Raw genomic sequence first — 20,962 nt, forward strand, 5'->3', positions numbered from 1 at the left:
TCAGGCGCCGATCGTCGAGACGAGCACGCCGCCCTCCGTCGGCAGCACGCGCCAGACGCTGCCGTGACCCTCGGCTCGGAGGCGGCCGTCGCCCACGATCAGCGCCGTGCGCTCGTCGATGCCGAGACCGCCGGTGATGAGCCCGGACTCGACGGCGGCGACCAGCCGGGAGAGCATGCCCCGCTGGGCCACGTGCACCTCGATGGCGACGTCGACCAGGCCGATGCCGGCCTCGATCTCGAGTTCGAGCCCCGGTTCGCCGGGCTCCTCTGGCGCGACGGCGACGCCGCCGATGCGCGTGCCGCCCGCGAGCGACCCCTCGGCCGCGATCATCGCCCCGGCCGAGACGCCGAGGTAGGGCACCCCGACGGAGACGAGCCGGCGCAGCTCGCCGAACAGCGGTTCGAGTCCGGCGCGCACGTCTTCGACGACGCCGCCGCCGACGGCGACGCCGTCGACGTCGGCGATCGCGCCGGGCGGGACCGGCTCGCCGGGCCGACCTGCGGTGGTTTGCGCTTCGATGCCGCCTCCGTCGCCCGCCGCCGTCAGGAGCTCGGCGAGCGCCGCCGCCTTCTCCTCGGCCTCGGGGTGCAGCGAGATCACGGCGATGCGCGGCCGATCACGGCCCGCCGCGCGGGCCCGGGCAGCGGCTTCGGCGACGAACGGCGCGTGCAACGCGGCATCCGCGCTCGTGGTCGCCCCGCCGCCGATGAGGTGGATGCTCACGCGGCGCCCTCGACGACCTCGACGGGCGGCAGCGCCGACCACGGGAAGACGATCCAGTCGTCGGTGCGCCGGTAGTCGAAGTCGGGCGCGAGCACCGTGTGGGACTTCGTGTACAGGGTCGCGGTGCGCACCTCGGCGCCCTCGTCGGTGAGCAGGCCGAGCACCTTCGCGAGGGTGCGGCCCGAGTCGGAGACATCGTCGACGAGCAGCACGCGCTTGCCGCCGAGCGCCGGAGCGTCGAGCATCGGCGGGTGCAGCACCGGCTCGGGCAGGCGCTCGTCGATGCCCGAGTAGAACTCGACGTTGATCGAGCCGCACGCCTTGGTGCCGAGCGCGTACGAGATCGCACCCGCGAGCAGCAGGCCGCCACGGGCGATCGCGATCACGACGTCGGGGCGGAATCCCGAGCGGAGCACGTCGGCGGCGAGGGTGCGCGCCGCTTCGCCGAACTCGTCCCAGGTGAGGATCTCACGGCGGATGCCATCGGTTCCGAGGGCTGCGTCGTTGGCATCGAAGGTCATCCTGACAGGCTACCCGCCGGCCCCGGCAGGACGCTCGACGTCGGGGCTCTCCGCCGACTCGGGTGGCAGTGCATGCGTCTCGGTCGGATCGGGCTCTTCGCCGGTGCCGAGCGTGGGCGCCGCGAGCCCGTGCCCCTCGTGCCTGAGTCCGGCGACCCGCTCGTTCAGGACCGAGATGATCGTCGCCGAGGCCGTTCCCACGATGGCGATGCCGCCCGCCATGAGCAGCACCGCGTAGAAGCGGCCGAGCGCGGTCACCGGGTACTCGTCGCCGTAGCCCACCGTGGCGATCGTGACGATCGCCCACCAGATGGCGTCGCCGAAGGTCACGATGTTCGCTCCCTCGGCATAGCGCTCGGCCTCGAGCGTCGCCAGTGCGAGGAAGAACACCCACGCGCAGGCGTACGCGAGGGCGAGGATGATGAACTGCGCCCGCACGGCACTCGGCGTGTGCCGCTTCAGGACCGGGAGATCCTGCAGGAGGCCAACGACCCGCAGCGCGCGGAACACCGGCAGGATGGCCGAGAGCACCTCGAGCGGATGATGCCAGGCGTAGTGCCAGCGCCGGCCGTGCGGCGTGAGCACGATGCGGATGACGACGTCGACGACGAAGATCGCCCAGGTGAGCAGGAGGATCGAGAAGATCACCGTCGTCACCCACTGCGGTCGCTCCTGCCAGAGCACGTACACCGTGTACGCCGTCACGAACGCGACTCCGAGCAGCGCGAGGGCGCGTGCGGTCACGTCGACGTAGCGGGTGCGGCGAGCCGTCTCCGAGTCGCCCTCCGACGCGCCTCGGAGGGTCACCGGACGACCTCCGGCCGAACCGCGAGCTCGCCCTTCGTCAGACGGTACGGCGCGGCCTGGGCGACGGGCTTGACGACGATGAGGTCGAGGTCGACGTGCCGGGGCTTCAGCACGGCGTCGGTGATCACCGCGGCGATGTCCTCCGCCACGAGCGGTTCCGGCACGTCGTCGTAGACGGCATCGGCCCTCGCACGGTCGCCGCCGAAGCGCACGAGCGCGAACTCGTCGGTCTTGACCATGCCGGGAGCGACCTCGATGACCCGCAGAGGCTCCCCGTTGAGCTCGAGCCGGAGCACCTCGGTGAGCGCGTGCGCGGCGAACTTCGCGGCGTTGTACCCGCCGCCGCCCACGTAGGCCGTGTGGCCGGCGATCGAGGTCACGTTCACGATGTCGGCGACCCCGCGCTCGACGGCGCCGCGCCGCAGCAGCGGCAGCAGCGTGCTCGTCACGCGCTTCACGGCGAGCACGTTGACCTCGAACATCCACGCCCAGTCGTCGACGTCGGAGGCCTCGACGGAATCCAGGCCCTTGGCGCCGCCCGCGTTGTTGACGAGGGCGTGCACGGGGCCGGTCGCCTCGAGATGGTCGCGGAGCCGGTCGACGTCGGCCTGCTTCGTCAGGTCGGCGACGACGACGGATGCCCCGGTCTCCTCGGCGAGCGCCCGCAGGCGCTCCTCGCGGCGGGCGACCCCGACGACGTCCCAACCGGCCGCGCGGAACGCCCGCACGGTCGCCTCGCCGATCCCGGAACTCGCACCGGTCACGACCACTCGCAGCTCGCTCATGCGCCCATTCTGCCCTGCCCGACGCTGCTCGTGCGGTTGAATGGACTGATGCACTCGCGACAGCCGGCACCCCCGACCAAGCGCAGACGTGTCCCCATGTGGGACAACGCCCGGTGGATCGCGATCACGCTCGTGGTCATCGGCCACGGCATCCTCCCGCTCATCGGCGAGTCGAACTCGGCGTACAGCGTCTACCTGTTCATCTACTCGTTCCACGTGGCGGTCTTCGTCACGGTGAGCGGGTACTTCGCCAAGTCCGGCCCGCCGAACGCGAGGGCCCTCCGTCAGATCCTCACCGACATCGTCTTCCCCTTCCTCATCTTCGAGACGATCTGGACGATCATCAAGTGGCTGCTCGGGGGCGAATTCGCGCTCGACTACACGACGGCGTCGTGGACCCTCTGGTTCCTCATCGCCCTCGCGGTCTGGCGCATCGTGCTGCCCTACCTCGTGCTCCTGCGATTCCCCCTGCTCATCGCGATCGCGATCTCCATCGGAGCCGGCTACACCGAGACGATCGACTCCACCCTCGCGCTCTCCCGCACGCTCGGGATGCTGCCGTTCTTCGTGTTCGGGTGGAAGCTGCGGCAGTGGCAGCTCACCGGGCGATGGCTCGAGCTCAGTTCGGCGGTGGCCTGGCGGTGGCGCGCCGGGGCGATCGTGCTGTTCGGCACGACGCTCGCGCTCATGCCGCTCGCGATCGAGACGTGGCGCGACCTGAAGCTGCGTCGCTTCATGCTCTACGACGAGTCGTACGAGGCGATCGGCTACGACGAGCCGTGGTCGGGCGCCATCCGCTTGGGGCTCCTGCTCTTCGCGATGCTGCTGTCGGTCGCGTTCCTCGTGCTCATGCCGCGTGGTGCGCACTGGTTCACCCCCTTCGGCACCGCCACCATGTACATCTACCTGCTGCACTCCTTCGTCCTCTTCCCGTTCCGCGAGACGCCGGTCCTCGCAGGCGACCAGCCGTTCTGGGTGCTTCCGGCGATGATGCTGTTCTGCATCGGGATCTCGATCGTGCTCTCGCTGAAGCCGGTGCGGCGCGTGTTCCGGCCGCTCGTCGAGCCTCGGGCGCGGTGGATGTTCCGCCCCGAGCCGTCGACCGCGACCGGCACGCTCGTGCTGCCCCCCGACGGCGAGCCGCGCTAGCCGCCGACCGGGAGGACCCGCCCGCCGCGCGGTGTGCGCCGACGAGCGGATGCCGCCGAGGTGACGCCGTGTTGCGGCATCCGTTGCCCGCCGCCACCGGCGCGCCTAACGTTGCTCGAAAGCTGCGGCGAACCCGCCCGAGCCGTTCCTGAGGAGACTCCATGACCGAGACCGCCGACTGGCGCTTCGAGACCAAGCAGGTGCACTCGGGGGCCGCTCCCGACCCCGTGACCAACGCCCGCGCCACGCCGATCTACCAGACCACCTCGTACGTGTTCAACAGCGCCGAGCACGCGCAGAACCTGTTCGCGCTGGCCGAGTTCGGCAACATCTACACGCGCATCCAGAACCCGACGCAGGCCGTGGTCGAAGAGCGGATCGCCGCCCTCGAGGGCGGCACCGGCGCACTGCTCGTGGCCTCCGGCCAGTCGGCCTCCACCTTCGCCGTGCTGAACATCGCGCAGGCGGGCGACCACATCGTCTCCTCGTCGTCGATCTACGGCGGCACCTACAACCTCTTCAAGTACACGCTCGCCAAGCTCGGCATCGAGACGACCTTCGTCGAGAACCAGGACGACGCCGACGAGTGGCGCCGCGCCGTGCGCCCGAACACCAAGCTCTTCTTCGCCGAGACCATCGGCAACCCGAAGATCAACGTGCTCGACATCGGCCTCGTGTCGGACGTCGCGCACGACTCGGGCGTGCCACTGATCGTCGACAACACGATCGCGACGCCGTACCTCATCCGCCCGTTCGAGCACGGCGCCGACATCATCATCCACTCGGCCACGAAGTTCCTCGGCGGCCACGGCACCACCATCGGCGGCGTCATCGTCGACGGCGGCACGTTCGAGTGGTCGAAGAACGTCGAGCGGTTCCCGGGCCTGACCGAGCCCGACCCCTCGTACCACGGCGCGAGCTACACGGCCGCGGTCGGCGACGGGCTCGCCTACATCATCAAGGCCCGGGTGCAGCTGCTCCGCGACCTCGGTGCCGCGATCGCGCCGAACAGCGCGTGGCTGCTCATCCAGGGCATCGAGACGCTCTCGCTCCGCATCGAGCGGCACGTGCAGAACGCGCAGGAGATCGCGGAGTGGCTCGACAACCACCCCGACGTCGCGAGCGTCAACTACTCGGGCCTGCCGTCGAGCCCCTGGTACGCGGCGGCGAACACCTACGCGCCCAAGGGCGTCGGCGCGGTGCTCTCGTTCGAGCTGAAGGGCGGCGTCGACGCCGGCCGTGCGCTCGTCGACAACCTGTCGCTGTTCAGCCACCTCGCGAACATCGGCGACGTGCGCTCGCTCGTCATCCACCCCGCGTCGACGACGCACTCGCAGCTGACCCCCGAGCAGCAGCTCACGACCGGCGTCACGCCCGGCCTCGTGCGCCTCTCGGTCGGCATCGAGAACGTCGACGACCTGAAGGCCGACCTCCAGGCCGGCTTCGCCGCGGCGCGCGCCGCCACGGAGGCCGCTCGCGTCTGACACGCGACCATCGAACACGGATGCCGCGGGCCCGGTCGGGCCCGCGGCATCCGTCGTCTCCACGACTGGCGTAACAATGCACGGCGGGCCCCCCGGCTCGGGAAGAATCGAAGCATGGACTGGCAGACGACGGCCGATGCGGTGCCCGCGAGCATCGTCACCGAGGCGCGTGCCGCGTCGCTCGCCGGCCGCGCGCCGACCACCGGCGCCTGGCGAGAGGGCGACGCCGTGGGCGATCGCCGGTTCGTGGGCATCGGAGACGTCGCCCTCGAGTCCGGCCGCATCCTGCCGTCGGCGCGCATCGCCTACGAGCAGTGGGGCACGCTCTCCCCCGCCCGCGACAACGCGATCCTCGTCCTGCACGCGCTGACCGGCGACAGCCACGTCGCGGGGCCAGCCGGCCCCGCTCACCCGAGCGCCGGCTGGTGGCCCGGCATCGTCGGTCCGGGCCTCGCGATCGACACCGACCGCTGGTTCGTCGTGGCGCCGAACGTGCTCGGCGGGTGCCAGGGCTCGACCGGACCGGCCTCCCTCGCGAGCGACGGCGCCGAGTGGGGCATCCGCTTCCCGTTCCTCACCATTCGCGACCAGGTGCGCGCGCAGATCGCGTTCGCGCGCGAACTCGGCATCGAGCGATTCGCCGCCGTCGTCGGCGGGTCGATGGGCGCCATGCACGTGCTCGAGTGGGCGATCATGGCCCCCGACGCGGTCGAGCGCATCGCGGTGCTGGCGGCTCCCGCCGCGAGCACGGCCGACCAGATCGCCCTGAACTCGGTGCAGATCGAGGCCATCCGCACCGACCCGGCGTTCCGCGGCGGCGAGTTCTACGACGCTCCCGACGGCGACGGCCCGACCCGCGGGCTCGCCCTCGCCCGGCGCATGGCGATGCTCAACTACCGCACGGCGAGCGAACTCAACCAGCGCTTCGCACGCAGCTGGCAGTCCGACCTCGACCCGCTCGGGGGCGACGGCCGGTTCGCGGTCGAGTCGTACCTCGACTTCCACGGGAACAAGTTCACGCGGCGCTTCGACGCCAACAGCTACATCGTGCTCACCGAGGCGATGAACTCGCACGACATCGCGCGGGGACGCGGCGGCGTCGCGGCGGCGCTCGCGCAGGTCGAGGCGAAGAGCCTCGTGCTGGGCATCGACAGCGACCGCTACTTCCCGCTCGCCGGCCAGGTCGAGATCGCTGCCGGGCTGCGGGCGAGCATCCACGGCCGCTCGCCGGTCGTCGTCGCCTCCGAATACGGCCATGACGCCTTCCTCATCGAGGATGACGCGATCGCCGCCGCGATCGGCGAGCTGCTCTCGGCCTGAGCGCCGCGACGCCGACCTCCCCTGCGTGCGCGGACTCCGCTACCCTTCGAAGGACAGCGTGCGATTCCACGGTGCCGACCATGCCGAGGGGGTGTCATGAAGCGCATCCACAAGGAACGCGACCGGCTGCTCCGCAGACTCGCGAGGGTGTCGGGCCTGAGCGGCGCGGTCGGGTCGTTCCTGTGCCTGCTCGTGCCCGGGGCGTCGACGGGCCTCGAACTCCTCCTCGCCGCGGTGCTCAGCGCCGGCGTCATCGTCTGCATCGTCGTGTACACGGCTCGCGGTGCCATCGCGCCCGCCCTCGGGGCGGTGGCCTGCTCGGTGGCGCTCATCAGCGTGCTCGGCGCCGCGCCCGTGATCGATCCCGTCGCCGTCTCGGCGATGGCCGTCACCGCCGCGGTCACGGCGTCGTCGGTGGCGATCCCGCTCATCGTCCGGCCCGACGGGGCATTCATCGTGCTCGGACTCCTCGCGGCCGTGCTCATCGCCGTCGGCGTCGTCGCGGTCACCGGTCACACGATGCAGACCGTCGCGATCGGCGCGCTCATGGGCTGGGCCGCGAACTCCTCGATCGGCGTCTGGCTCGACCGCTCGATCGCCGCCGCCGCCGACCGCATCCACGAGGTCGGCCGCGCCCACGAGGCCGAGCGGCTCGCGAGCGAGCTGGAGTCGCAGCAGCGACAGGATGCCCGCGTGCTGCACGACACCGTGCTCGCGACGTTGAGCCTGCTCGCCCACTCGGGCGTCGGGGTCGGCGCCGGCGCGCTCCGCCAGCAGGCCGGCGACGATGCGCGGCTGCTCAAGCAGTTGCGGCTCGGTGCGCCGCTCGACCGCGGCTCGACCGCGGTCTTCTCCCCCGAGGCCGACGACGACAGCCTCGGCGTCACCTTCGAGTCGGTGCGCCAGCGGTTCGCACGCATGGGGCTCGACGTGAACTGGCACGGTGCCGGCAGGCTCGCGCTGCCCCGCGACACGCTCGACGCGCTGCTCGGCGCGCTCGGCGAGTGCCTCGAGAACGTTCGCCGGCACTCAGGGGTCACCGAGGCGGATGTCACGGTCAGCGACGACGAGCGCACGGTCAGGGCGATGGTCACCGACGCCGGCTCGGGCTTCGAACCCGACGCGGTCGGCGGCGGCCGGCTCGGTTACGCGGAGTCGGTCGTCGGCCGGCTCAGCGTGGTCGGCGGTCGCGCTCGGATCTTCTCCTCGCCGGGCTCGGGCACGACGGTGATGCTCGAGGTGCCGAAGCCATGAGCGAACCGCGGATCGCAGCGACCACGCTCGGGCGTCAGTTCCGGCGGCCGAGCCGATCGGCACGGGCAGCCGGCGACGTCCGCGAGAGCCACGGCGGCCGACGCCTGGCCACCGGCATCACGATCGCCTCGGCCTTCATCATCATCGGCCACCTCGCGCACGCCGTGACCCTGGCCCCGCTCTTCCCTCCGGGGCCAGGCCCATGGCCGGCCTGGCTCGCGCTCGTCGGCGTCGTCGGCATCGGCGTGGTCTCCCGCCTCGTGTCGCGCAACGCCCCGCTGCCCGACGTGCTGTACGTCGTGCTGCTCCTCGCGCTCGTCGCACCCGTGTGGCTCGACCTGACGGCGACGATGGGATTGCTGCACCTCGGTGTCACGCCGACCGCGGCGGCGGCGGCGGGGGCCGTGCTGATGCCGGTGGCCGCGATCCGCGGCACGCGGATCCCGATGCTGGTCGCGAGCCTGATCGGCGCTGCGATCGCCGTGTCCGCGCTCCTCCAGGTCGCGACGGCGGGCCACTACACGGTGAGCGGGCTCACCGTCGCGGCGACCACGGTGCTGCCGATGGCCGTCGCCGTGATCGCGATCGGCGGGTTCCGCAGGCTCATCCGACGCGAGCTCGACCTCTCCCTCGTGCAGAGCACCGTCTCGACGCCCCGCACCGCCGTGGGCATGCGCGCCTCCGAGGAACTCGCGCAGCTCGACTTCGACGCCGAATCGCTCCTCGACGACGTCGGCTCGGGACGCATCGCCATCCCGCTCCCCGCCGAAGCGGCCGAACGTGCCGGCGATCTCGCCGCACGGCTGCGCGTGCGGCTCATCGAGGGACGCAACGACACCTGGCTGCGACACGCCGTCACCGAGTCGGCGTATCTCAGCAATCGGGTCACGGTCGACGATCCCGGCGGGTTGGCCGGCGTGCTCTCGTCCGATCAGCGCGACGGACTGCTGCTCGGCCTGTGGTTCCTCGTCGGGGAGCATTCGAAGGGCACGGCCGAGCTCGCAGCGCACGTCATCTGCCGTGAGCCCCGCAACGCCTCCGACCCCGAATCGCCCGATCTGCAGCTCTCGATCGAGGTCTCAGGCGTCGTTCAACGTCGCGTCGACCCCGCAACGTGGGATGCACTCGGTACAGTCGGTACACACGATGTCGTTCCTGGGCCCGAATCCTTTCGAATCGACATCGACTGCCGGGTCGACCCGAACGTCTCGGCAGGCGGTACGGCCGTCCGCGGGGCGGCCCGTAAAAGGGGAATCTGATGACTGAGAGCGCTCCACCGATCCGCCTGGCGATCGTCGACGACCATCGCATGCTGCTGGGGGCGCTCTCCGAGTGGATACGAACGGCAGCGCCCGACATCGAGTTGCTCGCCGCGGTGCCCTCGTGGTCCGAGCTCCTCGCCCATCCCGAGTTCCCGGTCGACGTCGTGCTCCTCGACCTCGACCTGCGCGACAACATCCCGATCTCGCTGAAGCTGTCGATGCTGAAGTCCGCCGGCGTGCAGACGATGCTCATGAGCACCTACTCGGAGCCGACCGTCGTTCGCGAGGCCCTCGGGTCGGGTGCCCTCGGCTACCTCGTGAAGTCCGAGCCGGTCGAGACCATCATCGAGGCGATCCGCGCGGCCCGCATCGGCGAGTCCTACCTGACGCCCGAGCTCGAACTCGCGCTCACCGCAGAGGGCACGTCGCCGAAGCTCTCGGCGCAGGAGCGCCGAGTGATGGCGCTCTACGGGGCCGGTCAGCCGGTCAAGGCCGTGGCGTTCCAGCTCGGCATCTCCGAGGAGACGGCCAAGAGCTACCTCAAGCGCATCCGCGAGAAGTACCGGGCGGCAGGGTACGACGTCGGCACCAAGGTGGCGCTGCGCAAGCGCGCGATCCTCGACGGCATCCTGCTGCAGTCCGACTGAGTCGGGTTCACGCCGACCGAGTCGGGCTCACGACTCGACGGCGTGCATCGCGCCCGTGGCATACGGCACCGCGACGCCGCGGCGCGCACGGGAGCGATCCAGCGCGAACGAGGTCACGGCGAGCAGTGCCCCGGCGAGCGTGAGCACGAGCCCGATCCAGATCGGGGCGACGTAGCCGAGGCCGCCTGCGATCGCGATGCCGCCGAGCAGTGCGCCGAGGCTGTTGCCGATGTTCAGCGCGGAGTGGTTCAGTGCCGCGGCGATCGACTGGCTGTCGCGTGCGACGTCCATGAGCCGTGCCTGGATGGTGGGCGAGAGGGCCGCGGATGCCGCGCCCACGAGCAGCACGCCAGCGAGGAGGCCGTACGGGCTCGACGCCGTGAACCCGAGCAGCACGAGCGCGCCGGCGAGGACTGCGAAGAACAGGTACATCGAGCGACGCACGCTCCAGTCGGCGAGTCGGCCGCCCACGAGGTTGCCGACGGTCATGCCGACGCCGATCGCGACGAGCACGAACGGCACGAACTCCTCGGGCAGTCCGGTCACGTCGGTGGCGAGCGGTGCAACGTAGCTGTAGACGGCGAAGAGGCCGCCGAAGCCGACCGCGCCGATGCCGAGGGCGAACCACACCTGGGCCCGGGTGAACGCCTTCAGTTCGCGCTTCATCGTCGCTCCGGGGTCGCCCGCCTGCCATGGCACGGCGATGAGCACCGCCACGAAGGTGAGGGCGAAGATCGCGGCGACCGCGAGGTAAGCGACGCGCCAGCCGGCGAGCTGGCCGAGCCACGTGATCGCGGGGACGCCGATGACGTTCGCGATCGTGAGCCCCGAGAGCACGAGGGCGACGCCTCGCGCGCGCTTGCCGGGGCCCATCAGGCTCGCGGCGACGAGCGAGGCGATGCCGAAGTAGGCGCCGTGCGGCAGGGCCGAGATGAACCGGGCGATGAGCACGAGCTCGAAGCTCGGCAGCACGGCCGACGCGATGGTGCCGAGCGTGAAGGCGGTCAGGAGCGTGAGCAGGAGCCGCTTGCGGGGCCAGCGGGCGGCCGCTGCCGCGATCGTCGGCGCACCGACCACGACGCCGAGGGCGTAGGCCGAGATGATCCAGCCGGCGTTCGCGTTCGCATCGGCCGACGACTGCGCGTAGAGCTCTGGCAGGAGGTCGTACGCGATGTTCGGAAGCAGGCCCATGGCCACGAACTCGGTCGAACCGATGGCGAAGCCGCCGAGGGCGAGCGCGAGGAGCGCGAAACGGATGCGGGCCGGCGACAGTGTCGTCGGCCCGTCGTCGGAGAGGGTCACCCGTCGATTCTCGCACAGAACTCGAATCGATTCGATGCGGTCGGTCGACGGCGCCTCACGCGCCGGAGTCGAGCCCCTCCATCGCCGTCTCGAGCCGATCGAGCTTCGCCTCGAGCTCGCCGACGTATCCCGGACGGATGTCGGCCTTCAGCACGAGCGAGACGCGCGAGCCGTACTCCCCGACGGCCTCGGTGGCGCGGCGCACGACGTCGAAGACCTCGTCCCAGTCGCCCTCGATCGTGGTGAACATCGAGTCGGTGCGGTTCGGCAGGCCCGACTCCCGCACGATGCGCACCGCCGCCGCGACGGCGTCGTGCACCGATCCGTCGTTCCTGCCCGTGCCGCTCGGCGCGACTGAGAATGCCACCAGCATGTTCGTCTCCTTCAGTGGTCGTCGAGGTCCATTGTGCTGCCGACCGCGTCTGCCTCGCGCACGCTCGAGCGCGGTGATCGCGGCGAGCGCGGCGAGCCGAGCCGCCAGATCGAGCGGATGCCCCAGACGAGCAGCACCACGAGGAGCAGCGACTTGCCCGTCAGCAGGAGGACGAAGGCGGGGTCGGCGATCAGCAGCCAGCCGTACCAGTAGGGGTAGATGATGTGCGTGAAGAGCGCGATCGACGCGGCGACGAACGCCGGCACGGCGAACCGCCCCGGGCGCAGGACGAGCCCGAGGATCACCGGAGCCGCGAGCCAGGTCGCGAACTGCGGCGAGCCGACCTTGTTCGCGAGCATGAGCACCACCACGAGCGAGAGCGCGAGCGGCGGCAGCAGGCGTCCGAACACGGCGCCCCGGCGAGCTGCGCGAACTCCGACGAGCACGACGACGAGGACACCGAGGGCCATCAGCGGGGTGGTCAGGGCTGCCGCGACATCCGCACCGGGGCCGTCGATCTGGAACGTCAGGATCTGGCGGTCGTAGACGATCCGCACCGACTTCGATCCCGCGACGATCTGCCACAGCCAGGCCACCGCGAGCGGCGCCTCGACCTGGAGCCCCCGCCCCGCCTGCTCGGCGATGAACCCCATCGCGTTGGTGCCCGCACCCGCCAGCAGGCTGACGCCGAGGATGCCGACGCTGAGCGACACCGCGACGGTGAGCACCTCGAGCCGCCGGCGCGCGGCGATCACGAGCGCGGCGACGAGCGCAGCGGGCCAGACCTTGATCCATGCGCCGATCGTGAGCAGGGTCGCGGCCACCCGCGGCCGGCCGGCCGCCCACAGCAGGCCGGTGATCGCGAACGGCACCGTGATGGCGTCGATCCGGCCGAAGGCGATCGGGCCGAGAAGCGCGAGGAAGCCGAGCCACCACCAGGCCGCGATCCGGCGCGGGCGCGAGAGGCTCGCGCGGCCGATGAGCACGCTGAACGCGATCGCGTCCAGCACGGTCACGATCGCGAGCCACGTCTGTGCGTACCAGGCGGAGCCGAATGCCAGCGACGCGGCCATCGGCGCGAAGGCGAGGATCGGGTAGACCCACGGCGCGTCGATGCCCATGCGCAGCCAACCGTGCGCGGCGTTCTCGGCCCAGAGCCGGTACACGGCCGTCACGTCCCCGAGCGGGTAGCCGGGCGCGGCCAGGTTCAGCCAGATGAGCGCGGCGTGCACGAGCGCGAAGCCCGTCCAGAGCGCGGCCCTCGTGCCGAGGAACCGGCGGATGCGGTGAGCGGATGCCTCGCGCTCGTCCCCGTCCGTCATGGCGACGAGCCTAGCCGAGCGTCACATTCCGCCACGCGCCCCCCGGCGCTCGGCGGCATCCGCGATGCTGGAGGCACACCCGTATGGAGGCCACCATGACCCGACGCTCCCTCACCGCGATCATCATCGCGGCATCCGCGACCCTCGCTCTCGCCGGTTGCGCCGGTGGCGCGGGCGATGCGTCGGGCGGCGGCGACTACGTGACCGACGGCAAGCTCACGATCGCGACCGGCGAGCCCGCCTACTTCCCGTGGGTGCTCGACGACGACCCCGAGTCGGGCGAGGGCTTCGAGGCCGCCGTCGCCTATGCCGTGGCCGACGAGCTCGGCTTCGCCGCCGACGACGTCGTCTGGGTGCGCTCGACCTTCGAGCAGGCCATCGCACCGGGGCCGAAGGACTTCGACATCAACCTGCAGCAGTTCTCGATCACCGACGAGCGCGAGCAGAACGTGGACTTCTCGTCGCCGTACTACGAGACCACCCAGGTGGTCATCACGACCGAATCCTCGCCCGCCGCGTCGGCCACCTCGATCGCCGACCTGAAGGACCTCCTCGTGGGCGCGCAGACCGGCACGACGAGCTTCGCCGCCGTCGAGGAGGTCATCGCCCCGACCGCCGGCGCCCAGGTCTTCAACACCAACGACGATGCCAAGCTCGCGCTCCAGAGCGGCACGGTCGACGCGATCGTCGTCGACCTGCCGACCGCGTTCTACCTCACGGGCGTCGAGCTCGACGGCGGCAAGATCGTCGGCCAGCTCCCTGCGACCGCCGGCGGCGGCGACGCGTTCGGTCTCGTGCTCGCCAAGGGCTCGCCGCTCACGGCCGAGGTGACGGCAGCCGTCGACGCCCTCCGCGAGCGGGGCACGCTCGACGAGCTCGCCGCCGAATGGCTCGGCGGCGAGGGCGGCGCACCCGTTCTCGAGTGACGCCGGTGCTCCGAACGACCCGGTCGTCCGAAATGCGGATGCCGCGACATCCGCCGACCGCCGATAGCGTGAGTCCGTGACCGACACGACCGACGCCCGCGGCTCGTCGACCGCGTGGCAGCCGAGCACCCTCGAACTCGAGCGGCGCGCGTTCCGGAAGCGCCAGACCGGTCGCTCGGTGCTCGTCAGTGCGCTCTCGACGATCGTGCTCGCGGGCCTGCTCGCGTGGGCCCTCATCGGCTCGCCCGGGTGGGCGCAGGTGCAGCAGACGTTCTTCGACCCGACGGTCGCACTCGCCTCGCTCCCCCGCATCCTCGAGGGCCTCTGGCTGAACATCCGCGTGCTCGTGTTCGCGGCCATCGGCGTCGTGCTCGTCGCCCTGCTGCTCGCGACGATGCGCACGCTGCGCGGCCCGGTGTTCTTCCCGCTGCGGGCGCTCGCGGCCGGTTACACCGACCTCTTCCGCGGCATGCCGCTCATCATCGTGCTGTACCTCGTCGGCTTCGGCCTGCCCGGACTCGACTTCCTGCCGCGCGTGCCCGTCGCGGTGTGGGGAACGATCGCTCTGATCCTCGTCTACTCGGCGTACGTGTCAGAGGTGTTCCGTGCCGGGATCGAAGCGGTTCATCCGTCCCAGCGCCTCGCCGCGCGCTCGCTGGGCCTCAGCCACGGCCAGACGATGCGCCGCGTCGTGCTACCGCAGGCCCTGCGGAAGGTCACGCCCGCACTCATGAACGACTTCGTCGCGATGCAGAAGGACGTCGGCCTCATCTCCGTGCTCGGGGCCGTCGACGCAGTGCGCGCGGCCCAGATCGAGACCGCGCATTTCTTCAACTACACGCCGTACGTCGTCGCCGGCCTGCTCTTCGTGCTGCTCGCGTGGCCGACGATCAGGCTCACCGACTGGGTGTCGGCGCGCATGCGGGCACGCGAGCAGGTCGGGAGCATCGTATGAGCGCGCCATCCGCTGCCATGGCCGAGCCGGTGCTGCGGCTCCGAGGCGTCCGCCGGGCGTTCGGCGACCACGTCGTGCTCGACGGCATCGACCTCGACGTGGCGGCGCACGAGGTCGTCGCGCTCGTCGGTGCGAGCGGGTCGGGCAAGTCGACCCTGCTCCGCACGATCAACCTGATCGAGCAGGTCGACGACGGCGAGATCCTGCTGCGCGGCGAGGACGTCAGCGATCCTCGCGTCGACGCCGACGGCGTGCGGGCCCGCATCGGAGTCGTCTTCCAGCACTACAACCTGTTCCCCCACCTCAGCGTGCTCGACAACGTGACGCTCGCGTCGCGGCTCGTGCACCGGGTGCCGCGCGCCGAGGCCGAGCGCCGAGGGCTCGAGCTGCTCGCCTCGATCGGGCTGGCCGACTTCGCCCGCGCGTTCCCCGACCGGCTGTCGGGAGGCCAGCAGCAGCGCGCCGCGATCGTGCGCGCGATCGCGACCGGGCCAGAGCTGCTGCTGCTCGACGAGGTGACGAGCGCCCTCGACCCCGAGCTCGTCGGCGAGGTGCTCGCGCTCGTGCGCTCCCTCGCCGACGGCGGCACGACGATCGTGATGGCCACGCACGAGATGGCGTTCGCGCGCGAGGTCGCCGACCGCGTCGTCTTCCTCGACGCCGGCCGGATCATCGAGGACGCCCCGGCGCGGCAGTTCTTCGAGGCGCCCCGCGAAGAGCGCACGCGCGAGTTCCTCGCGAGGTTCCTCGCCGGCTGAGGCGGATTCGCTCAGCCCGCGAGCAGGGCGCCGATGACGGGCGGGATCGACTCGGCGATGTCGAGCGCCGTGATCGGTCCGCCGCCGACCGCGGCGGTCGCACGCCGCGCCGCCTCGCCGTGCACCCACGCCGCGGTCGCCGCGAGTGCCGTGAGCACCTCCGCGTCCTCCGTGATGCGCTCGTGGTGGGTGGCGACGAGGGCTCCGAGGATGCCGCCGAGCACGTCTCCGGTGCCGGCCGAGGCCAGCCAGTGGGTCGGCGCCGTGATCGTGTAGCGATCGCCGTCGGGATCGCAGACGTGCGTGACCGCGCCCTTCAGCAGCACGGCCACCCCGAGTTCCTTCGCGGCCCGGAGCGCCCAACCGGCCGGGTCGTCGCGCACCTGCGCGATGCTCGTGTCGATCTCGCGCGAGGCGAGCAGGGCGGCGAGTTCCCTGGCGTGAGGCGTGATGACTGTGGGTGCCGTGTGGGTGCCGACGAGGTCGAGCGCACCGGCGTCGAGCACGACGGGCAGACCGGACGCGAGCGATCCCTGCAGGTCGCCCATGAGCATGAACGAGCGCCGCCCCATGTCGATGCCGGAGCCGACGAGCCACGCCTGCACCCGGCCGGGCGCGGTGACGGTCTCGGGCCGGCGGGCGAGCACCGCCGTGCGCACCGCCCGGGGGCCGGTGTAGCGCACCATGCCGAGGCCGGCGCGATGCGCGGCCTCCACGGACAGCACCGCCGCACCCGGGTACTCGGGCGAGCCGGCCACGATGCCGAGCACGCCTCGCGAGTACTTGTCGTCATCGGCGAGCGGTGCCGCGATCCATTCCGCCGCATCGGCGGCGGTCCATTCCTGCCACGGGCTGTTCATGCTCCCACGATAGGTTGGCGGCGATGCCTCAGACACTTCCCGCACCGATCACCCTCGCTCCCCGTGTCGTCGTCTTCGACTACGGCGAGGTCATCTCACGCGAGCCGAGCGAAGCCGACCGAGCGAGTCTGCTGGCGCGCGCCGGGGTGCGCGAGCGTGCCGAGGAGTTCTGGACGGCCTACTGGGAGCATCGAACGGGCCTCGACCGCGGCACCACCTCGATCGCCGAGTACTGGCAGGCCGTCGCGGCAGATCTGGGCGTCGAATGGAACGCCGTCGACGTGCACGAGCTCTGGGCGATCGATCACCGGGGCTGGCTGTCGCTCGATCCGGGCACGCTCGGCGTGCTGCACGCCCTCTCGGCGGGCGGCACCCGTCTCGCGCTGCTCTCCAACGCGGGCGCGGACTACTCGGGGTGGCTGCGGCACGGTTCGTTCGCCCCGCTGTTCGACCGGGTGTTCGTCAGCGGCGAGCTCGACCTGGTGAAGCCCGACGCCGCGATCTACGAGCACGTCATCGACGAGCTCGGCATCGCGGCATCCGACTTCGTGTTCATCGACAACAAGGCCGAGAACGTCGAGGGCGCGAAGGCGGTCGGCGGCGACGGGCACGTGTTCACGGATGCCGCATCGCTCGAGGCGTGGCTCCGCGCCCTCGTCTGAGCCGGCCCCGGGCAGGCCGGAGGTCAGCTGCGCTCGCCGATGGCGATGATGTTGCCCTCGCTGTCGGTGAACCAGGCGGACCGCATTCCGTCCATCTCGGCGACGCCGTCGACGGTCGTGAGACCCGGCATGTCATAGTCGGCGAACTCGACGCCGCGCGACCGGAGCTCCGACATCGCCGCGTCGAGGTCGTCGGTGTCGATGCCGAACGCGGTGTTGCGAGCCGTGCCGGCGAACTGCGTCTCGTAGACGAGCACGCGTCCGCCCGCGACCTCGAAGAGCACGCCGGTCTCGTCGGTCATCACCGGGTCGAGGTCGAAGGTGTCCTTCCAGTACCGGACGGCCCGCTCGAGGTCGGATGCCGGAAGGACGGAGTACGCACGCGCTGACTCGAACATGATGGATCCTCGCTTTCATCCATTCCGGAGTCTACGCGCGCCGCCAGGCGGCGGCAGTCCCCCATCCGGGAGAGCACCCGCCGCCGGCGCGCGCGGATCAGCCGCGTCGCGTGGCGTCCTGCACTTCGCCCACGAGCTCCTCGATGATGTCCTCGAGGAAGATGACCCCCGTCGTCGCGCCGTCCTCATCGAAGGTGCGGGCGACGTGCGTGCCGAGGCGACGCATCGTCGCGAGCGCGTCCTCGAGGTCGGTGCCCGCGTAGATCGACACGAGACGACGCACGCGCTTGGCCGGGATCGGGTCGTCGAGCTCGTCGTCGTCGAGGTCGATCACGTCCTTCAGGTGCACATAGCCGTCGGGCTCACCCGACTCGTCGAGGATCGGATAGCGCGAGAACCCGCGACGAGCCACTGCTCGCTCCACGTCGCGGGGAGTCGCAGCTGGCGGCAGGCTGACGAGCGACTCGAGCGGCACCGCGACATCCTGCACGCGCTTCGTCGTGAACTCGAAGGCGGCGGTCAGGGTGCCGCTCGCGTCGTCGAGGACGCCCTCGCGGCGCGACTGGTGCACGATCGTCTGCACCTCCTCGAGCGTGAAGGTCGAGTTCGCCTCGTTCTTCGGCTCGACGCCGAAGAGCCGGAGCACCCCGTTGGCGGTGGCGTTCAGCGCCACGATGATGGGCCGGAAGATGCGGGCGAGGAAGACGAGCGGCGGCGCGAGCAGCAGCACCGCCCGGTCGGGCACCGAGAACGACAGGTTCTTCGGCACCATCTCGCCGAACACGACGTGCAGGTAGGACACGAGCACGAGGGTCACGATGAACGCGATCGTCGAGACGACCTCGGCCGACCAGCCCGTGAGGTGCAGCGGCACCTCCAGCAGGTGGTGGATCGCGGGCTCGGACACGTTCAGGATCAGCAGCGAGCAGATCGTGATGCCGAGCTGGCTCATGGCGAGCATGAGCGTCGCGTGCTCCATGGCCCAGAGCGCGGTCTTGGCGCTGCGCTTGCCCTGCTCGGCGAGCGGCTCGATCTGCGATCGCCGAGCCGAGATGACGGCGAACTCGGCGCCGACGAAGAAGGCGTTCGCGATGAGCAGCACGATCAGCCAGACGATGCCGGCCCAGTCGCTCATCGGTCGCCCCCTTCGAGGTCGTCGGCTTCGGGCAGGGGGTTCGGCACGAACCTCACCCGGTCGATGCGACGTCCGTCGAGTCGCTGCACGACGAGCGTGCCGTCTTCGATGAGCACCTCGTCGCCGACGGCGGGCAGTCGCCCGAGTTCGGCCATGACGAATCCGGCCACGGTCTCGTAGTCTCCGTTCTCGGGCACGCGGATGCCGGTGCGCTCGAGCAGTTCGTCGGGTCGCAGTATTCCGGGGAAGCTCACGTCGTCGCCGCGCCGGACGATGCCGGCGCGCGTGCGATCGTGCTCGTCGGAGACCTCGCCGACGAGCTCCTCGACGAGGTCCTCGAGGGTGGCCACCCCCGCAGTGCCGCCGTACTCGTCGACCACGACGGCCATCTGGTAGCCGCGACCCCTGAGCTCTTCGAGGAGCGTGTCGAGCTTCATCGTCTCGGGCACGCGCAGCGCGTCGGACTGCAGCGCCGATGCCGGCACCTCGGAGCGCTTCTCTCGCGGAACCGCGACCGCCTGCTTGACGTGCACGAGCCCGACGACGTCGTCGAGGTTCTCGTCGTACACGGGGAAGCGCGAGTACCCGGTCGTCCGTGCGAGCTCGAGCACTGCTTCGGCCGGCTCCTGGCGCTGCACGGCGGCGACGCGCGGGCGCGGGGTCATCACGTCGGAGGCGTCGTGGTCGGCGAATCGCAGGGTGCGGCCGAGGAGCGTCGCCGTGTCTTGCTCGAGCATTCCAGCACTCGCCGAGCGCCGCACGAGCGACGAGAGCTCCTCGGCTGATCGGGCACCGGAGAGCTCCTCCTTCGGCTCGATGCCGAAGGAGCGGAGGATTCCGTTCGCGCTGCCGTTCAGCAGCGAGATGGCGGGACGGAAGACCCACGTGAACGCCGTCTGGAAGGGGATCACGAGCACCGCCGTCTGCCGCGGCAGGGCGAGCGCGAAGTTCTTGGGCACGAGCTCGCCGAGGACCATCGAGAGCAGGGTGGCGACGACGACCGCGGTGATGGTGCCGACGGGGCGCACGAACGCCTCGGGCACGCCGATCGCGGCCAGCGGACCTGCGAGGAGCGACGAGATCGCCGGCTCCATCGTGTAGCCGGTGAGCAGTGTGGTCAGCGTGATGCCGAGCTGCGCGCTCGACAGGTGCGTCGAGGTGATCTTCAGCGCTGCGATGGTGAGCGCGAGCTTCGTCTCACCCCTCGCGCGACGCGCCTCGAGGTCGGCCCGATCGAGATTGACGAGGGCGAACTCGCTGGCGACGAACAAGCCCGTGCCGATCGTGAGGAGGAGCCCGATGCCGAGGAGTATCCACTCAGACATCGCCACCTCCGCGAGCAGTCACGGGCGGGGGTCTATGACCGGGAGCAGTGGCAGAGGGAGGATCGTCCATTGTCGCCTCAGTATATCGGCGCGCTCCGTGCGATCGCCCAGCTGTAACCGGAGCGTCACACGCCCTCCGCATACGCTTCGCCCTGCCCTGCCCTCCCCTGCACTGCCGTGCCCTGCCTACCCTTCCCTGCCCTCCCCTGCACTGCACTGCCGTGCCCTGCCCACCCTGCCCTGCCCTCCCCTGCACTGCCGTGCCCTGCCTGCCCTGCCTGCCCTGCCCTCCCCTGCACTGCCGTGCCCGAGATCATCCCGACCAGGGCGAACGTCACTCGTCTCTCACCATGTGAGATCTGCCTCACATGAGGCAGATCTCACACGAGGAATTCAGCGAGACATCGATCACGACCGTTCGGTCTCCGACTCGAACGACACGATCGAGGACTGCCGTCACCGGTCACCGGCGAGCGGGCATCGGTCACCGGTCAGTTCGAGCGTTCCGCCGCGTCGTCGTCGGTCCACGCCGTGATCGATCGCGCGCGGCGTCGATCTGCCGCGTCCCCGAACCGGTGGAGGCGCACCCTGGTGCGACGCGGGTCGACGAGCGGCGCCCGGCCCTGCGCGGTGCCGTACCGATGGTCCCAGAGCTCGAAGAGCTCGCAGACGGCGTCGTCGAGCCGCATCAGGAACTCCGAATCGAGGAAGTACCGTCTGGCCCGCGGATCGGCGGCGTCGACATCCGAACGGACCACGCCGCGTTCCCGCAGCGCGGCCAGGTGGTGGGAGACCGCGGTCCGCGAGACCCCGTGCTCGACCGTCACGACGTCGCAGAGTTCACCGGCCGTGTGGTCGCCGACCGCGAGCACCTCGACGATCCGGCGACGGATCGGCTGAGCCATGATCTCGAACGGATGCGCCATGGCACCGCAGCGTATCCGCGCGAGCGGCGGGTCGGCCGGCGCCATCCACAGCCCTGGGGCTGCAT

Annotated in this window: 22 protein-coding genes; 10 read left to right on the plus strand and 12 right to left on the minus strand. The window is 71.0% G+C overall.

The features are described 5' to 3' along the window. Genes ASD23_RS16945 through ASD23_RS16960 form a run of 4 tightly spaced genes read right to left on the minus strand, consistent with a single transcriptional unit; the run spans position 1 to position 2,839 of the window. Positions 1 to 726 (minus strand): Type 1 glutamine amidotransferase-like domain-containing protein, encoded by a 726-nt coding sequence (locus ASD23_RS16945; RefSeq protein ID WP_056014165.1) that lies wholly within the window; start codon positions 724 to 726, stop codon positions 1 to 3. After that, positions 723 to 1,247, minus strand: a complete 525-nt coding sequence (locus tag ASD23_RS16950) for a phosphoribosyltransferase (protein WP_056014168.1) — start codon at positions 1,245 to 1,247, stop codon at positions 723 to 725. The genes ASD23_RS16945 and ASD23_RS16950 overlap by 4 nt, the downstream gene beginning before the upstream one ends. A 9-nt stretch (positions 1,248 to 1,256) precedes the next feature. After that, on the minus strand, positions 1,257 to 2,054 hold the full coding sequence (locus tag ASD23_RS16955; protein ID WP_056014174.1) for a potassium channel family protein: 798 nt from the start codon (positions 2,052 to 2,054) through the stop codon (positions 1,257 to 1,259). Further along, the gene (locus ASD23_RS16960) at positions 2,051 to 2,839 is read right to left on the minus strand and encodes an SDR family NAD(P)-dependent oxidoreductase (RefSeq protein WP_200941750.1); all 789 of its coding nucleotides are present in this window, start codon (positions 2,837 to 2,839) and stop codon (positions 2,051 to 2,053) included. Before ASD23_RS16960 ends, ASD23_RS16955 begins: the two co-directional genes overlap by 4 nt. A 96-nt stretch (positions 2,840 to 2,935) precedes the next feature. Here ASD23_RS16960 and ASD23_RS16965 point away from each other — a divergent pair, with 96 nt between their 5' ends. The 6 genes from ASD23_RS16965 (at position 2,936) to ASD23_RS16990 (ending at position 9,955) form a co-directional block, all read left to right on the plus strand. Then, positions 2,936 to 3,988 (plus strand): acyltransferase family protein, encoded by a 1,053-nt coding sequence (locus ASD23_RS16965; protein ID WP_235507797.1) that lies wholly within the window; start codon positions 2,936 to 2,938, stop codon positions 3,986 to 3,988. A gap of 161 nt (positions 3,989 to 4,149) precedes the next feature. Further along, positions 4,150 to 5,472, plus strand: coding sequence for a bifunctional o-acetylhomoserine/o-acetylserine sulfhydrylase (locus ASD23_RS16970; protein WP_056014180.1), 1,323 nt, complete (start codon positions 4,150 to 4,152; stop codon positions 5,470 to 5,472). A gap of 114 nt (positions 5,473 to 5,586) precedes the next feature. Further along, on the plus strand, positions 5,587 to 6,792 hold the full coding sequence (metX, locus tag ASD23_RS16975) for a homoserine O-acetyltransferase MetX (protein ID WP_056014183.1): 1,206 nt from the start codon (positions 5,587 to 5,589) through the stop codon (positions 6,790 to 6,792). Positions 6,793 to 6,888: 96 nt separating this feature from the next. Next, positions 6,889 to 8,046 carry a sensor histidine kinase gene (locus tag ASD23_RS16980; RefSeq protein ID WP_056014186.1) on the plus strand — a complete coding sequence of 386 codons (1,158 nt, stop codon included), beginning with the start codon at positions 6,889 to 6,891 and terminating at the stop codon, positions 8,044 to 8,046. After that, on the plus strand, positions 8,043 to 9,305 hold the full coding sequence (locus ASD23_RS16985) for a hypothetical protein (RefSeq protein ID WP_056014191.1): 1,263 nt from the start codon (positions 8,043 to 8,045) through the stop codon (positions 9,303 to 9,305). Before ASD23_RS16980 ends, ASD23_RS16985 begins: the two co-directional genes overlap by 4 nt. Next, the gene (locus tag ASD23_RS16990; protein WP_056014193.1) at positions 9,305 to 9,955 is read left to right on the plus strand and encodes a response regulator transcription factor; all 651 of its coding nucleotides are present in this window, start codon (positions 9,305 to 9,307) and stop codon (positions 9,953 to 9,955) included. Before ASD23_RS16985 ends, ASD23_RS16990 begins: the two co-directional genes overlap by 1 nt. A gap of 27 nt (positions 9,956 to 9,982) precedes the next feature. On the opposite strand, the gene ASD23_RS16995 is transcribed toward ASD23_RS16990, so the two are convergent. Genes ASD23_RS16995 through ASD23_RS17005 form a run of 3 tightly spaced genes read right to left on the minus strand, consistent with a single transcriptional unit; the run spans position 9,983 to position 12,952 of the window. Beyond that, positions 9,983 to 11,257, minus strand: coding sequence for an MFS transporter (locus tag ASD23_RS16995; protein WP_056014196.1), 1,275 nt, complete (start codon positions 11,255 to 11,257; stop codon positions 9,983 to 9,985). 55 nt (positions 11,258 to 11,312) lie between these two features. After that, positions 11,313 to 11,630, minus strand: a complete 318-nt coding sequence (locus tag ASD23_RS17000) for a thiamine-binding protein (protein ID WP_056014200.1) — start codon at positions 11,628 to 11,630, stop codon at positions 11,313 to 11,315. A gap of 11 nt (positions 11,631 to 11,641) precedes the next feature. After that, positions 11,642 to 12,952, minus strand: a complete 1,311-nt coding sequence (locus ASD23_RS17005) for a glycosyltransferase 87 family protein (RefSeq protein ID WP_157377150.1) — start codon at positions 12,950 to 12,952, stop codon at positions 11,642 to 11,644. A 95-nt stretch (positions 12,953 to 13,047) separates the two neighbouring features. Between ASD23_RS17005 and ASD23_RS17010 the strand changes: the two genes are divergently transcribed. From ASD23_RS17010 to ASD23_RS17020, 3 genes are all read left to right on the plus strand, one after another. Further along, positions 13,048 to 13,878, plus strand: a complete 831-nt coding sequence (locus ASD23_RS17010; protein ID WP_056014967.1) for an ABC transporter substrate-binding protein — start codon at positions 13,048 to 13,050, stop codon at positions 13,876 to 13,878. Positions 13,879 to 13,954: 76 nt separating this feature from the next. After that, the gene (locus ASD23_RS17015) at positions 13,955 to 14,833 is read left to right on the plus strand and encodes an amino acid ABC transporter permease (protein WP_056014204.1); all 879 of its coding nucleotides are present in this window, start codon (positions 13,955 to 13,957) and stop codon (positions 14,831 to 14,833) included. Continuing rightward, positions 14,830 to 15,591: an amino acid ABC transporter ATP-binding protein gene (locus ASD23_RS17020; RefSeq protein WP_056014207.1), complete on the plus strand. Its 762-nt coding sequence runs from the start codon at positions 14,830 to 14,832 to the stop codon at positions 15,589 to 15,591. The genes ASD23_RS17015 and ASD23_RS17020 overlap by 4 nt, the downstream gene beginning before the upstream one ends. A gap of 11 nt (positions 15,592 to 15,602) precedes the next feature. Here the strand turns inward: ASD23_RS17020 and ASD23_RS17025 are convergent, their stop codons facing one another. Further along, positions 15,603 to 16,451: an ADP-dependent NAD(P)H-hydrate dehydratase gene (locus ASD23_RS17025; RefSeq protein WP_056014212.1), complete on the minus strand. Its 849-nt coding sequence runs from the start codon at positions 16,449 to 16,451 to the stop codon at positions 15,603 to 15,605. 23 nt (positions 16,452 to 16,474) lie between these two features. Between ASD23_RS17025 and ASD23_RS17030 the strand changes: the two genes are divergently transcribed. Next, entirely contained in the window at positions 16,475 to 17,113 is a 639-nt protein-coding gene (locus tag ASD23_RS17030; RefSeq protein ID WP_056014215.1) for an HAD family hydrolase, read from the plus strand. A 23-nt stretch (positions 17,114 to 17,136) separates the two neighbouring features. On the opposite strand, the gene ASD23_RS17035 is transcribed toward ASD23_RS17030, so the two are convergent. The 4 genes from ASD23_RS17035 to ASD23_RS17050 form a co-directional block, all read right to left on the minus strand. Continuing rightward, positions 17,137 to 17,511 (minus strand): VOC family protein, encoded by a 375-nt coding sequence (locus ASD23_RS17035; RefSeq protein ID WP_056014218.1) that lies wholly within the window; start codon positions 17,509 to 17,511, stop codon positions 17,137 to 17,139. Between the two features lie 97 nt (positions 17,512 to 17,608). Continuing rightward, a complete protein-coding gene (locus ASD23_RS17040; protein ID WP_056014221.1) occupies positions 17,609 to 18,646 on the minus strand; it encodes a hemolysin family protein in 1,038 nt (345 codons plus the stop codon). Further along, positions 18,643 to 19,971: a hemolysin family protein gene (locus ASD23_RS17045; protein WP_056014224.1), complete on the minus strand. Its 1,329-nt coding sequence runs from the start codon at positions 19,969 to 19,971 to the stop codon at positions 18,643 to 18,645. The genes ASD23_RS17040 and ASD23_RS17045 overlap by 4 nt, the downstream gene beginning before the upstream one ends. Positions 19,972 to 20,462: 491 nt before the next feature. Then, positions 20,463 to 20,897 carry an ArsR/SmtB family transcription factor gene (locus ASD23_RS17050; RefSeq protein WP_056014226.1) on the minus strand — a complete coding sequence of 145 codons (435 nt, stop codon included), beginning with the start codon at positions 20,895 to 20,897 and terminating at the stop codon, positions 20,463 to 20,465. Positions 20,898 to 20,962 lie beyond the last annotated feature (65 nt).

Origin of the sequence: Agromyces sp. Root1464, from assembly GCF_001427265.1 — a bacterium.
In the GTDB taxonomy this organism is placed as follows: domain Bacteria; phylum Actinomycetota; class Actinomycetes; order Actinomycetales; family Microbacteriaceae; genus Agromyces; species Agromyces fucosus.